This is a genomic window from Streptomyces sp. NPDC034103, assembly GCF_055575395.1.
Window position 1 is genome coordinate 145532 of the sequence record NZ_JBVISS010000009.1, and the last position, 12704, is coordinate 158235.

Genomic DNA, 12704 nt, shown 5'->3' on the forward strand with positions numbered 1-12704 from the left:
ATGAGTGATCCGGACCCCGACATCTGGTCGGGCATCGACGACTTGTGGACGTGGCTCGACTCCCACCGCCCGCTCGACGGACGCCAGGACCTCCTCCTGCGGATGCTGAAGCTGTCGGAGGAGGTCGGCGAGGTGGCCGAGGCGGTGATCGGCGCGATGAACCACAACCCGCGCAAGGGTGCCTCCCACACCTGGGACGACGTCCAGAGCGAGCTGTGCGACGTCGTGATCACCGCCCTGGTCGCCCTGCGCACGCTGACGCCGGACACGCGGGAGGTGTTCGAACGGCACCTGGCCCGAGTCAGGGAACGCTCACTGGGCCCTCGCTAGGCCCTGCCGAACCTCGAAGTTCACCCGCACAAGTGCTCACCGCCAGTACCGGCTCAGGCAGCCGGGTGGACCGGTTCGGACTTGCGGCGGCCATGGCGTTCCCTGCAATCCCGGCAGTGAGCGCGCGGGTCACGCGAGCGGAACGCGCGTTCACAGCCGTCGCAGGTGACCAGCGGTACCAGTGGCGATGGGGAGGTCACCGTCGCCGTACCAGGAGGCCCTGCTGGCAACGGCGGCGGGAGAAGGGTCGTCAGGCGGTATTCGAGAAGGCTCGCCGGATGGCGGATGGGGACGGTCTCGGACGGGAGGCCCGCTGTGAGCGTGCGGGTGATCTGGTTCGGCGTCGCGGAACGAGCGAGCCAGGCCTCGACGGCGGGCGCGAGCCGCTGAACGTCCCGTTCGGAAAGCAAGAGCCGGGCGTCGGCGAGACGCAGACGCGCGAGCAGGTCGGCCGCCGGTCCGTCGGGCACCGCACCGGGTTCGGGGGCAACACGCTTCGTACGTACGGAAGTCGACGGCGCGTCAGGCCACGGACCGTCCGCCGAGCCCTGAACAGCCCCCGGTCCCGGAGCAGGACGCGGCTCGGGCTCATCCGCGGCACGGGATGGGACAGGGGCGGCAGCCTCCAACCCGCTGTCCCGCGCGGAGGCCCGCACGACCGTCCCCGGATGATCGAGAAAGAACGTACGCGTAGCGATACGTCCGCCCCCGAGCGGCACCCGGCGGCGGACGAGATACCCGGCCGTCTCCAGTTCCCGCAACGCCCTGCCGATCGTCACCTCGCCCTCGGGGAAGCGCAGGGTCAGCGCCTTGATGGTGACCGAGGCTCCATCCGGCAGGGACTGGATGTGGACGCCGATGCCGATCGCCGTGGCGGAGAGGCTGGGGTGCTGGGCGAGGTGGTTGCCGACGACGGTGTAGCGCTCGGTGTGGCGGTGCCGTACGTGGAGGACTCCGGCGCGGGGCGCGTCCGGCGGGAGTTCCGGAGGCGCGGGCGGCGAGTGCTCGGGCGACGGGTACGCGGGCAGGGCCGCGTTAGACTGCGGGTCAGCCATTGGGAAGCTCATATCTTCCTGGTTGGTCAGGCCCTCGCCGGGATTGCCGTCCTGCCGGGGGCCGTTCTCTGTTTGCGGTTGTGTGCGGCGACCGTACCCCACCCGCCCGCCCCGCTTACGGTCCCATCACTCGAACGAGTGGCGCCCCAACTCGCTGACGGCGTGGGCGGGTTTGGTGGGGTTGGTAGTTTCCCCAAGGCCTTTCAAGAACATCCCGCACCACCGAGCCGCGGGATCCCGCGCCCCGGTGCCGAGCTGGGCGAATGACCCCTCGCGGGCCGTACTGGGAGACCGACGACGCCCAGGCCTACGGGCAGGGTTCGCGAACGATCTGGACAAGGCAAGGAACGCACTGCGCTGATGACCACCCCTCCCCACGTGGACGACGACCGCGGTTGCCTCCGTGTGGCCCTCGCTGTACCCCTCGTCCTGCTCACCCTCGTCGCCGCGTACTTCTGCTGGACGGCACTGACCGTCACGCCGTCCGGCACCTGGGACGACGACGCGTACGCCGGAATCGTGCTGTCGTGCGTCGTCACCATCGCTGCCGCCGGGGCCGCGGCGGCGCTGTGGCTGGTGCCGTCGGTGCGGAGGGCCGTGCCGTGGTGGTGGATATTTCCCGCTCTGCTGTTGGGCGTGGTTGCGGGAGCTCGGTGGGCCGTGGGCGGCTAGGTCCACCGCCACCGTCGCACTCGGTTCGCTGCACATGCGCGAACCTCCGAATCAAGCCGCGAGCCTGCCGACGGGATCGAAAAGGGCCTCCGACGCAGGTCAGAGGCCCTTTCCCAGGCAAAGCCGCAGGTAGCGGCAGACGAGTCGGGCTGTACGCCGGGTTCTGTCGCCCGATCGCCTCGCGGCGGTCGGGGAGACGGCCATCCATCTAGGGCCGGCGTTGCCACCGGCCTCGTGCGGTCTACCCGGGGACTCGGGCGGGCAGCCCTCGAACGTTCCCGCAGAGTCGCCGAAGCGGCTCCTTTTGACCTTGCTCCGGGTGGGGTTTACCTAGCTGCCCAGGTCACCCTGGGCACTGGTGGTCTCTTACACCACCGTTTCACCCTTACCGAGGACCGAGGTCCCCGGCGGTCTGTTTTCTGTGGCACTGTCCCGCGGGTCACCCCGGGTGGCCGTTAGCCACCACCCTGCCCTGTGGAGCCCGGACGTTCCTCGGGAAGCCCCCGTCAAGGGACTCCACGCGGCCGTCCGCCCGGCTCGTCTGCCGTGGTGACCATGTTACCGGCCCCTCGATCCTCGCCGGACCGGCCGCTGTCGCGAGGGCCGAGCCGCCCAGGACCAGTGGGCCGCCAGCAGGTCCAGGTGCGGGCCACACCGGCCCAGCGTCGCCCTGGTCCACCGTGGCTGCTCCGCGCGCCGCCGCCCCCCTGTCTGCCGGCCTCAGGGTGCAACGCCGCGGCTCTCAGAGAAAGTCCGCTGTCTCCATGTCGAAGGCGAAGGGCTCGGGAAGCCTGAGCGCCTTGCCGAAGGGGCGGGTGCAGTGCTCCCGGTAGTCGCCCTTCTCCGGGTCACTGAACAGCGTGACCGACGACGCCTCGCGGTCGATCAGCAGGTAGAGCGGGATGCCGCCGCGGGCGTAGCAGCGGCGCTTGGCCTCACGGTCGGCCTTGGGCTTGGTGGACGTCACCTCCAGGACCAGGGCGACGCCGTCGCAGGGCATCCAGGAGTCGGCGCCACGGTAGAGCCTCACTTCCGTGGGAGCGAACGTGCCGTCCGGGATCACGTGGTCCTTCGGACAGCCGTCTCCGCTCTTCAGCTTCAGCCCCTTGTTCCCCGAGAACTGCATGTCGGTCCGGGACCCCCTGATCACCTGGTTCACGATCAGCCCGATGCAGTCCTCGTGATCCCCGTCCGGCGGCGGTGTCACAACGATCTCCCCCTCGATCAGCTCGGCCCGGAAACCCTCCGGTGTGTCCAGGGCGAGAAAGCCCTCCAGCAGGACCTCTTCCTGCGTGAGCGGCTCATGGGCCATGGCAGTCATGTCGCGCCCCTCCTTCTGTCGCTCGCCAGACTGGGACATCGGCTGATCACCTGGCCGTGAGATCGGGAACCTTCCCTCGATCGTGGCACACCATCCCGGCCACCGTCAGGCACGCCGGACCGCTGCCTTGACCCTGCCGCGACGTCAACGTCTCTACTGATTGCATGCGGATCGGAGAACTCGCCGTCGCCGTCGGCGTCACCACGCGGACCGTGCGGCATTACCACCATCAAGGGTTGTTGCCGGAGCCCGAGCGGCTCGCGAACGGGTATCGGGACTACACGCTCAGGCACGCCGTCGTGCTCGCGCGGATCCGGAGGCTGACGGAGTTGGGGCTGGGGCTGGCCGAGGTGCGGGACGTGCTCGCCGACGACTCGAGGAAGGACCTCGCCGAGATCCTCCAGGAGCTGGACGAGGATCTCGCGCGGCAGGAGGCGGCCGTCCGTGGGCGGCGGGTGCGGCTGCGGGCGCTGCTCGACGCCGGCGAGTTGCCCGCCGAGGGGCCCGCCTCGCCCGAACTGGCCTCGCTGTTCCGGGACATGGCGCCACTGTCCGACTCCCCCATGGCCGTCAAGGACCGTGAGGTGCTCGCGCTGATCGAGACCGCCGCCGGGCCCGAGGAGCGGGAGCGGCTGGTCACCGCCGTCGCCTCCGCGCTGGCGTCCCCGCAGGCCGTGGCGCGGGCGAACGAGGCGTACGCGCTGCTCGACGCCCTCGCCGACGCCGAGCCGGACGACCCCCGGGTCGGGGAGGCCGCTCGTACGCTCGCCACCCTCGTCCCCGCCGAGCTGCTCCCCGACACGGGACCCGGCATCGACCAGGACCACAGCTTCCTGCGCGCCCTCTACGCCGACTTCGCCCCGGCCCAGGCGGAGGCCATCCGCCACGCCCTGCGCATCCTCACCGGGGACACCCGAGAGGGGGACACGTGAGAACGGCCGCCGTCCTCGTCCGGCATGAGGTGCGGCTGCTCGTCAGCCTCGTCCTCTGGGTGGCTCGACGGACGCAGGGTACCGGCCGGGGCCGGGCCTTTCCGTACGCCCGCGGGGAGGGGCCGTTGATGTTCGGCCTCGCGTTCGCGTGTGTCGTGGAGTCGGTGACGATGGCCGTGCTGCTGCGGGACCTCCCGACCGTGCACCGGGTCGTGTTCGCGCTCGACGTCTACACGGTCGTCCTCGTCGTCGGCATGCACGCGGCGAACGTCGTACGACCGCATGTGCTGGACGGTGGCGAACTGCGCGTCCGTCGCGCCGCGCACGTCGATCTGCGGATTCCGCTCCCCCACATCGCCGCCGTACGCCGGGAGTTGCGCACCACCCACCACCGCGCCGAGGGTGAACTCGACCTCGCCGTGGGCGCGCGGACCACCGTCACCCTCGAACTGGCCCGGCCCGTCGACCACTTCACCCTCCTCGGGCGGCGCAGGCCGGTCCACCTCGTCCGCTTCCACGCCGACGACCCCGGCGATCTCGTCCGCGCGGTCACGCGGGCGCGAAACGCACCTTCGACGGGCGGGCAGGGTCTGCCTGTGTGAGGCGGACCCGCAGTCGCTCGCCCAGGGGCAGCGGCCCGGAGCCCTCGAGCCGGCCGATGACCGCCGGCGACTCCAGTTGCACGGTGCCGACCTCGGGCCGTCGCTCCTCCACGTCCACCACGCAGCCGTCGAACACCTCCCCCACCCGGTCCTTCAGCAGGGCCGCCTCGACGATGTCCACGCAGCCCCGTTCCGCCGCGCCCGCGCGCCGGCCGCCCTCGGCCATCTCGCGCGGCAGGGCGTCGAAGGCGGTCAGCACCCAGTCGGGGACCGCGGTTCCCGCGACCGCCGCCAGGCAGATCTCCGAGGCGTAGCGGTCGGCGAGGCGGCGCAGCGGGGCTGTGCAGTGGGCGTACGGCGCCGCGACCGCCGAGTGGGTGGTGAGGTCGGGCAGGACGCCGTCGCGGAAGACGGTGTAGCCGGCGCCGCGCAGCAGGGTCGTGCACTCCTGGAGGAAGGCCGCGTGGTGCGGGTCGCGCGGGTCCAGGGAGCGGACCAGCGCGGCGTACGACATGTGGTGCGGCCAGTCGATGTGCAGCGCGTGGGCGGTGCGGCGCAGGCGGCCGACCGCGCCGTCGGGGGCGGCGGGGAGGGTGCGCAGGACGCCGGTGCCGTAGGTGAGCATCAGGTCGGCCGCGGCCATGCCGGTCAGGAGGGATATCTGGGCGTTCCAGTCCTCGGCGGGCACTCCGGCGCGGTAGGTCAGTTCGTAGGTGCCGTCGCGCGCCACGATCTCCTGCTCGGGGACCCTCAGCGAGATCCCGCCGCGTTCGACCTCCAGCCGTTCCCGCAGCTCGCCGATCTCCTTCAGCAGGGCCAGCGGTTCCTCCGCCGTCCCCGAGTCGATCTCCTTCTGGACGCTCTCGTAGTCCCGCTTGGCCCGGCTGCGGACCAGGGCCCGGCGGACGTCGACGGCCGAGGTGCGGCCCTCGGCGTCGAGGTCGATCGTCCACAGGGCGGCCGGGCGCACCTGGTCGGGCAGCAGGCTGGCGGCGCCCTCGCTCAGCGGCGTCGGGTGCAGGGGGACCTTCTCGTCCGGGAAGTACAGCGTCATCACCCGGCGGTGGGTCTCCGCGTCCAGCGCCGATCCGGGGACGACGAAGGCGGCGACGTCCGCGATGGCGTACCGGACGCGGTAGCCGGTGCCCTTGCGGGCGAGGTGCATCGCCTGGTCGAGGTCGGTGGAGGTGGGCGGGTCGATGGTGAACAGGGGGATGTCGGTGGCGTCGTGCGCCGGGAGGACGGGTGGGCGCTCGGCCTCCGTCACCGCCTCCGGCGGATAGGCGTCCGAGACGTCGAGTTCGGTGCGCAGCGCGGTGAGGGCGGCCCGCAGGGGGGCTTCGGGGGCGCCGGTCACGCGGATCTGGCGGCGAGGCATACAGCGAGGGTAAGCACATCGGGGGCCCGTACGCTGTCCGGGAGCTCTACAGAAGGAGAACCACCCGTGCTTGTCCTGCTGCCGCCGTCCGAAGGCAAGGCCTCCTCCGGTCGTGGCGCCCCGCTGAAGCTGGAGTCGTTGTCGCTGCCGGGGCTGACTCAGGCCCGTGCGGCCGTGCTGGACGAGCTCGTCGAGCTGTGCGCCGGTGACGAGGACAAGGCGTGCGAGGTGCTCGGGCTGAGCGAGGGGCTGCGGGGCGAGGTCGCCAAGAACGCGGAACTGCGGACCGCGGGGGCGCGGCCCGCCGGGGAGATCTACACCGGTGTCCTGTACGACGCCCTGGAGCTGTCCTCCCTCGACGCGGCCGCGAAGCGGCGGGCCGGCCGTCAGCTGCTGGTCTTCTCCGGGTTGTGGGGGGCCGTCGGGATCGCCGACAAGATCCCCTCGTACCGCTGCTCGATGGGGGTGAGGTTGCCCGGGATCGGGGCGCTGGGCGCGCACTGGCGTACGCCGATGGCGGCGGCGCTGCCCGAGGCGGCCGGGGGCGGGCTGGTGCTGGACCTGCGGTCCTCGGCGTACGCGGCGGCCTGGAAGCCGAAGGGTGAGGTGGCTTCGCGGACGGCGTCGGTGCGGGTGCTGCACGCGCCGACGCGGAAGGTGGTCAGCCACTTCAACAAGGCGACCAAGGGGCGGATCGTACGGTCGCTGCTGTCGGCCGGGGCCGCTCCGAAGGACCCGGCCGCGCTGGTGGAGGCGCTCAGGGACCTCGGGTACGTGGTGGAGGTGGAGGCGCCGAAGGGGGCCGGGAAGGCGTGGACGCTGGATGTGCTGGTGGACGAGATCCACTGACGCGTTGCAGTCGGCGCAACGCTGATTGCGCACACTGCTACCCCTGGGCACGATGAGGCCATGACCTCGCCGCTGCCCTCCTCGCCGCTGCCCTCCTCCTCGTACGCCTCGGTCCTGGATCTGGCTCCCGTCGTGCCCGTCGTCGTCATCGAGGACGTCCGCGATGCCGTGCCGTTGGCGCGGGCGCTGGTGGCCGGGGGGCTGCCGGCGATCGAGGTGACGTTGCGGACGCCGGTCGCGGCCGAGGCGATCCGGGCGATCGCCGAGCGGGTGCCGGAGGCGGTGGTCGGGGCGGGGACGGTGATCACGCCGGAGCAGGTGACGTCGGCGGTGGCGGCCGGGGCGCGCTTTCTCGTCAGTCCGGGCTGGACGGACGTACTCCTGGAGGCGATGCGGGCGTCCGGGGTGCCGTTCCTGCCGGGGGTGTCGACGGCCTCGGAGGTCGTGGCGCTGCTGGAGCGCGGGGTGCGGGAGATGAAGTTCTTCCCGGCGCAGGCCGCGGGCGGGACGGCGTATCTGAGGTCGCTGGCCGGGCCGCTGCCGCAGGCGCGGTTCTGCCCGACGGGGGGCATCGGTGCCGCGAACGCGGCGGAGTACCTGGCGCTGCCCAACGTCGGTTGTGTGGGCGGGACCTGGATGCTGCCGGCGGACGCGATCGCGGCGCGGGACTGGGGGCGGGTGGCGGAGCTGGCCCGGGCCGCGTCCGGGCTCAGGCCCGCAGGTGGGACGTGTCGTTGAAGAGCCGGACGCTCGCGTTGCCGTCGGCGTAGTAGGCGACGGCGGACAGCGACGCGGCCGACAGCTCCATCCGGAACAGGGACTCCGGCGGGGCGCCGAGCGCCAGTCGTACGAAGGTCTTGATCGGCGTGACATGCGTGACGAGCAGGACCGTACGGCCCGCGTACGCCGCCGTCAGCCTGTCGCGGGTGGCGGCGATACGGGTGGCCGTCGCCGCGAAGCTCTCACCGCCGCCGGTGGGTTCGGCGTCCGGGTCGGACAGCCACCGGTTCAGGTCGTCGGGGTACCGCTCGCGCACCTCGCCGAAGGTGAGCCCCTCCCACGCCCCGAAGTCGGTCTCGCGGAGCCCGTCCTCGACGGTGACGTCGAGCCCGAGCCGCTCGGCGACGACGGCGGCGGTCTCCCGGGTACGGGCGAGGGGGGAGGCGAGGATCTCCTGGACCGTCCCCCGCCGGGCCAGCGCGACCGCGGCCCGCTCGGCCTGCTCCCGGCCCACGTCGGACAGGGACGGATCGGTACCGCCGCTGCCCGAGAACCGCTTCTGCGGCGTCAGCGGCGTCTCCCCGTGTCGCAGCAGCACGAAGGTCGCGGGCGCCCCCATGTCGGCCGGCGCCCACCCGGGACTGGCGACCACCTTCGCGGCCCGCACATCGTCCCCGGCCCTCGCGGCCCGCACACCGTCCCCGCCCCTCGCGGCTCCGCCGCCCGAGCCCTCCGCCGCTCCGCGGCGAGTCGAGCGGGAGGAAGAAGCCGCGCCGGAGACGGAACCCAGCGCCGCACGCGCCCGCGCGGCCCCCGCGACCGCGTCCCCGGGCGCCCCGGCTCCCTCAGCCACCCCAGCCCCCGCGGCTCCGCCGCCCAACCCCTCCGCCGCTCCGCGACGAGTCGAGCGGGGGGAGGAAGAAGCCTCCACATCCAGTTCCGCCGAGGCAAAAACCCGCGCGTCCAGCTCCGCCGAGGCAGAAGCCCGCGCGTCCAGCTCCGCCGTCGAAGCCGACGCCGACCACCGCTCGCCCCGCTTCCCCGCGTCCATCGCCTCGTTGGCCAAGCGGTCCGCGTGCTTGTTGTCCTCGCGCGGGATCCACTCGTACGTCACCCGGTCCGGCGGGAAGACCCGGGACGCCTCCATCGCCAGGGGCTTCATGTCCGGGTGTTTGATCTTCCAGCGGCCCGACATCTGCTCGACGACGAGCTTGGAGTCCATGCGGACGCGGACGGTGGCGGCGGGGTCCAGCTCGTACGCGGCGCGCAGTCCGGCCACCAGGCCGCGGTACTCGGCGACGTTGTTGGTCGCGACGCCGATGTACTCGGCCCGCTCCAGCAGCGTCTCGCCGGTCGCCGCGTCGATGACGACGGAGCCGTAGCCCGCGGGTCCGGGGTTGCCCCGGGACCCGCCGTCGGCCTCGACGATGAACTCCCGCACCACACAGGCTCCTAGAGGCCGGACTCGGCCGTGCGCACCAGGATGCGGCGGCAGTTCTCGCAGCGCACCACGGTGTCCGGCGCGGCCGCGCGGATCTCGTTGATGTCGGTGATCGCCAGCTCCTGGCGGCAGCCCTGGCAGGTCCGCTGGTACAGCTTCGCCGCGCCGATGCCGCCCTGCTGCCCGCGCAGCTTGTCGTACAGCTTGAGCAGGTCGGCGGGGACCGTGCCCGCGATGACCTCGCGCTCCTTGGTCACCGTGGCGATCTCGCCGTCGATGGCCTCGAACGCCGCGTCCCGGCGGGCGGTCGCGTCGTCGATCTTGCCCTGCACCGCGCCGACCCGCTCGGTCAGCTCGGCGACCCGCTCCTGCGCGGACTCACGGCGCTCCATGACCTCCAGGACGACGTCCTCGAGGTCGCCCTGGCGCCGGGCGAGGGAGGCGATCTCGCGCTGGAGGTTCTCCAGGTCCTTCGGCGAGCCGATGGCCCCGGAGTCCAGGCGCTGCTGGTCGCGGGCGGCGCGCTGGCGCACCTGGTCCACGTCCTGCTCGGCCTTGATCTGCTCGCGGGCGGTGTCGCTCTCCTCGGTCTGCGCGGCGACAAGCAGGTCGCGCAGCTGGATGTGGTCCTTGGTCAGCGACTCGATCTCGGCGTGCTCGGGCAGCGACCGGCGCTTGTGCGCGAGCTGCTGGAGACGGACGTCGAGGTCCTGGACGTCGAGGAGACGGATCTGGTCGGCGGGCGCGGCGTTCAGTTGGGGGCTCCCGTGGAATCGGTGGTGGTGGACGCCGCGTGGGCGGTCCAGGGGTCGGTGACCGTCGTGGAGACGTGGACCCGCAGGCCCCATCCATGACGGTCGGAGATCTCGTCGAGCTGGCTCGCGGCCAGCTCGCACCAGGGCCATTCGGTGGCCCAGTGCGCCGCGTCGAGCAGCGCGAGAGGACTGTGGGCGACGGCTTCCGACGCCGGGTGGTGGCGCAGGTCGGCGGTGAGGAAGGCGTCGACACCGGCGGCGCGTACGACGTCGAAGAGGCTGTCGCCGGAGCCGCCGCTGACGGCGACCGTGCGGATGAGCGCCTCGGGGTCGCCGGCCGCCCGGATGCCCTGCGCGGTGGCGGGGAGGCGGGCGGCGGCCCGTGCGGCGAGGTCCCGCAGCGGCAGCGGGTGGTCCAGCTCGCAGATCCGGCCGAGGCCTCGGCGGCCCTCCTTGTCGGAGGGGTCCGGGACGAGCGGTCGTACGACCCGGAGGTCCAGCGCGCCCGCGAGCGCGTCGCTCACCCCGGGGTCCGCCGTGTCCGCGTTCGTGTGGGCCACGTGCAGGGCGATGTCGTTCTTGATGAGGGTGTGCACGACACGGCCCTTGAAGTGGCTCGCCGCGACCGTCGTCGTCCCGCGCAGATAGAGCGGGTGGTGGGTGACCAGCAGGTCGGCGCCCAGCTTCACCGCCTCGTCGACGATCTCCTGGACCGGGTCGACGGCGAACAGGACCCGGGAGACCTCCTGGTCGGGGTCGCCCACGACGGTGCCGACCGCGTCCCAGGACTCGGCCCGCTCGGCGGGCCACAGGTTCTCCAGCGCGGCGATGACTTCAGACAGACGGGGCACGCACAGAAGGCTACCTGGCCGTTCTGCGCCCCCGTACCGGTCGCGGCCTCCCTGGGTCCCGCGCAGCACAATCGCCCCGGTTTCCTCAGGCGAATCGTTCCTGGGCCACCCCTTTGTGTGAAGCGAGCGTCGGCCTGTCCCACGCCTGTGCGTACGAAAACTAGCTTCGTGGCCGGAGGTGACCGAACGATGACGGCCTGTGCGATCGAGCCCACGGCGGCGGACGAGGACGGTACGCCGCAGGCTGGCTGCACGATCACCGCGGACGGCGGATACGCCGCCCGCCTCACGCGTGACGGCGACTCCTGGTTCCCGGAGCGCTGGACCCTGGGCGGCCCCGAGCCCTACGCGGTGCCGCTGCCCGGCAACCAGCCGGAGGAGCCCGGCACCGAGGTCCAGCCGATGGCCGACGGACGGGTGCTGATCAGGCGGTTCGCGGACGGACGGCACAACTTCTCGCTGCTCTACCCGACCGGTCCCGGCACCGGCGAGCTGCCGCTCGGGGCGGTGGAGTGCCCGGAGGAGGGCACCTCGCTGCGGCTGCTGCCGCCCGCGCCGGGAGGCGAGAAGGCGTACGCCCTCGCCGTGGGCCGGCGCTCCAGCGCGGTGTGGCTGGTGGCGGGCGGCGCCTTCGGCCCGGAACACCTCGCGGAGGTCCCGGGGCGCTGCTCGGGCGGGGTATGGCTGGACCAGGCCGGGCGGATGCTGGTCCTGGACCGGGAGGTCGGTGGGTGCACCAAGGCGATCGTGGTGGACCTGGGGCGCGACGGTGAGGTCTCGCCGCTCCTGCAGATCGCGGCCGGCAGCGACGACCGGCTGCTGCTCGCCGACCCCGACTCCGGACTGCTGCTGATCCGCTCGGACGCGCCCGGCGAGGAGCGGCTCGGCTGGGGCGTCCTCGGCAGCACGCTGCCGGTGCGCTTCCCGGAGAGCCTGCGGATGCCCGAGTGCGCGGTCACGCCGTTCGCCGTGCAGCCCGGGCAGGTGCTGATGCCGGAGAGCTGTGCGGTGGCGCTGCGGATCGACGGCCCGGTGGGCAGCTGGGTCGGGGTGTGGCGGCCGGACGGACGCCAGGTGCACCATCTCGCGGCACCCATGGGGTGGTTGACGGGGACCGGACTGTGGACGCGGGACGGGGTGCTGCGCCTGCCGTACGCGACGGACGAGGTGCCCTGCGGGGTGGCGGGGTTGACGGCGCCCGTGGGGGGAGCGGGGGGTGTCCCTGCGGGGGGCGCGGGGACTGTCCCTGCGGGGGAAATGGGGGGCGTCCCGGCGGGGAGCGGGGGAAGGACGGGGGGCGCGGGCCCGGGGGATCCGGTCCGGGGCCGCACGGTCGACGAGTCGGCGCCGGGGAGGCCGCCGCACTCGGACGGGCCGTCACAGCCGGATCCTCCGGGGCCTGTCGTGGCACGTCCGGTACCGCTGGGGAAGGCACCGCTGGAGGCACTCGGCAGGGCGCCCTCGGGGGCGGGCCGGCTCGGGGGCGGGTCGGAGGAGACCGTCGGGGGTGGGTGGTCAGGGGTGCTTGGGGGCGACGGGTGAGGGGTGGCGGGGGCAGTCGGTGTGGAGGCGCCGGAGGTCGGCCGCGGCGCCGCAGGACGGCCCTCGGGGGTGCCCGGTGACGGGGTGTCAGGGGGCCGGGAGAGAGGCGTCGGGTGGGCTTGTAACGAAGTAGTGCCGGTTGGCGTGGCCGCCTGGATTCGCCCCGCGGTGGGACGGTTAAACTCTCCCGGCTGTTTTAAAGATCATGTTGACGGGGTGAATTCAAACGATGAGCGACGCAAGGACGATCCAGCCG

The 12704-nt window shown here is 72.8% G+C and carries 13 protein-coding genes and 1 other RNA gene; 7 read left to right on the plus strand and 7 right to left on the minus strand.

The window, feature by feature from the left end:
• The gene (locus ACZ56U_RS21295; protein WP_469085564.1) at nucleotides 1-330 is read left to right on the plus strand and encodes a MazG-like family protein; all 330 of its coding nucleotides are present in this window, start codon (nucleotides 1-3) and stop codon (nucleotides 328-330) included.
• A gap of 53 nt (nucleotides 331-383) precedes the next feature.
• Here the strand turns inward: ACZ56U_RS21295 and ACZ56U_RS21300 are convergent, their stop codons facing one another.
• The gene (locus ACZ56U_RS21300; protein ID WP_469085565.1) at nucleotides 384-1487 is read right to left on the minus strand and encodes a hypothetical protein; all 1104 of its coding nucleotides are present in this window, start codon (nucleotides 1485-1487) and stop codon (nucleotides 384-386) included.
• A 258-nt stretch (nucleotides 1488-1745) separates the two neighbouring features.
• On the opposite strand from ACZ56U_RS21300, the gene ACZ56U_RS21305 reads away from it, so the two are divergent.
• Nucleotides 1746-2057, plus strand: coding sequence for a hypothetical protein (locus ACZ56U_RS21305; protein WP_469085566.1), 312 nt, complete (start codon nucleotides 1746-1748; stop codon nucleotides 2055-2057).
• A 136-nt stretch (nucleotides 2058-2193) separates the two neighbouring features.
• Here ACZ56U_RS21305 and rnpB read toward each other — a convergent pair.
• Together rnpB and ACZ56U_RS21315 are read right to left on the minus strand one after the other, a co-directional pair.
• Nucleotides 2194-2597, minus strand: an RNA gene (gene rnpB / locus ACZ56U_RS21310) — RNase P RNA component class A.
• Nucleotides 2598-2799: 202 nt separating this feature from the next.
• The gene (locus ACZ56U_RS21315) at nucleotides 2800-3378 is read right to left on the minus strand and encodes a Uma2 family endonuclease (RefSeq protein WP_469085567.1); all 579 of its coding nucleotides are present in this window, start codon (nucleotides 3376-3378) and stop codon (nucleotides 2800-2802) included.
• 164 nt (nucleotides 3379-3542) lie between these two features.
• On the opposite strand from ACZ56U_RS21315, the gene ACZ56U_RS21320 reads away from it, so the two are divergent.
• Nucleotides 3543-4310, plus strand: coding sequence for a MerR family transcriptional regulator (locus ACZ56U_RS21320; protein WP_469085568.1), 768 nt, complete (start codon nucleotides 3543-3545; stop codon nucleotides 4308-4310).
• Nucleotides 4307-4912, plus strand: coding sequence for a hypothetical protein (locus ACZ56U_RS21325; protein ID WP_469085569.1), 606 nt, complete (start codon nucleotides 4307-4309; stop codon nucleotides 4910-4912). Before ACZ56U_RS21320 ends, ACZ56U_RS21325 begins: the two co-directional genes overlap by 4 nt.
• Here ACZ56U_RS21325 and ACZ56U_RS21330 read toward each other — a convergent pair.
• Entirely contained in the window at nucleotides 4860-6290 is a 1431-nt protein-coding gene (locus tag ACZ56U_RS21330) for an RNB domain-containing ribonuclease (RefSeq protein WP_469085570.1), read from the minus strand. The genes ACZ56U_RS21325 and ACZ56U_RS21330 overlap by 53 nt on opposite strands.
• A 66-nt stretch (nucleotides 6291-6356) precedes the next feature.
• On the opposite strand from ACZ56U_RS21330, the gene yaaA reads away from it, so the two are divergent.
• Both yaaA and eda read left to right on the plus strand, forming a co-directional pair.
• Nucleotides 6357-7139: a peroxide stress protein YaaA gene (yaaA, locus tag ACZ56U_RS21335; RefSeq protein WP_469085571.1), complete on the plus strand. Its 783-nt coding sequence runs from the start codon at nucleotides 6357-6359 to the stop codon at nucleotides 7137-7139.
• A gap of 60 nt (nucleotides 7140-7199) precedes the next feature.
• On the plus strand, nucleotides 7200-7877 hold the full coding sequence (eda, locus tag ACZ56U_RS21340; protein WP_469085572.1) for a bifunctional 4-hydroxy-2-oxoglutarate aldolase/2-dehydro-3-deoxy-phosphogluconate aldolase: 678 nt from the start codon (nucleotides 7200-7202) through the stop codon (nucleotides 7875-7877).
• On the opposite strand, the gene ACZ56U_RS21345 is transcribed toward eda, so the two are convergent.
• Genes ACZ56U_RS21345 through ACZ56U_RS21355 form a run of 3 tightly spaced genes read right to left on the minus strand, consistent with a single transcriptional unit; the run spans nucleotide 7849 to nucleotide 10906 of the window.
• Entirely contained in the window at nucleotides 7849-9300 is a 1452-nt protein-coding gene (locus ACZ56U_RS21345; protein WP_469085573.1) for a bifunctional RNase H/acid phosphatase, read from the minus strand. The two genes, eda and ACZ56U_RS21345, sit on opposite strands and share 29 nt — an antisense overlap.
• An 11-nt stretch (nucleotides 9301-9311) precedes the next feature.
• Entirely contained in the window at nucleotides 9312-10055 is a 744-nt protein-coding gene (locus ACZ56U_RS21350; RefSeq protein WP_469085830.1) for a zinc ribbon domain-containing protein, read from the minus strand.
• Entirely contained in the window at nucleotides 10052-10906 is an 855-nt protein-coding gene (locus ACZ56U_RS21355; protein WP_469085574.1) for a Nif3-like dinuclear metal center hexameric protein, read from the minus strand. The genes ACZ56U_RS21350 and ACZ56U_RS21355 overlap by 4 nt, the downstream gene beginning before the upstream one ends.
• A 189-nt stretch (nucleotides 10907-11095) precedes the next feature.
• Here ACZ56U_RS21355 and ACZ56U_RS21360 point away from each other — a divergent pair, with 189 nt between their 5' ends.
• Nucleotides 11096-12448, plus strand: coding sequence for a hypothetical protein (locus ACZ56U_RS21360; RefSeq protein ID WP_469085575.1), 1353 nt, complete (start codon nucleotides 11096-11098; stop codon nucleotides 12446-12448).
• Nucleotides 12449-12704: the final 256 nt, after the last annotated feature.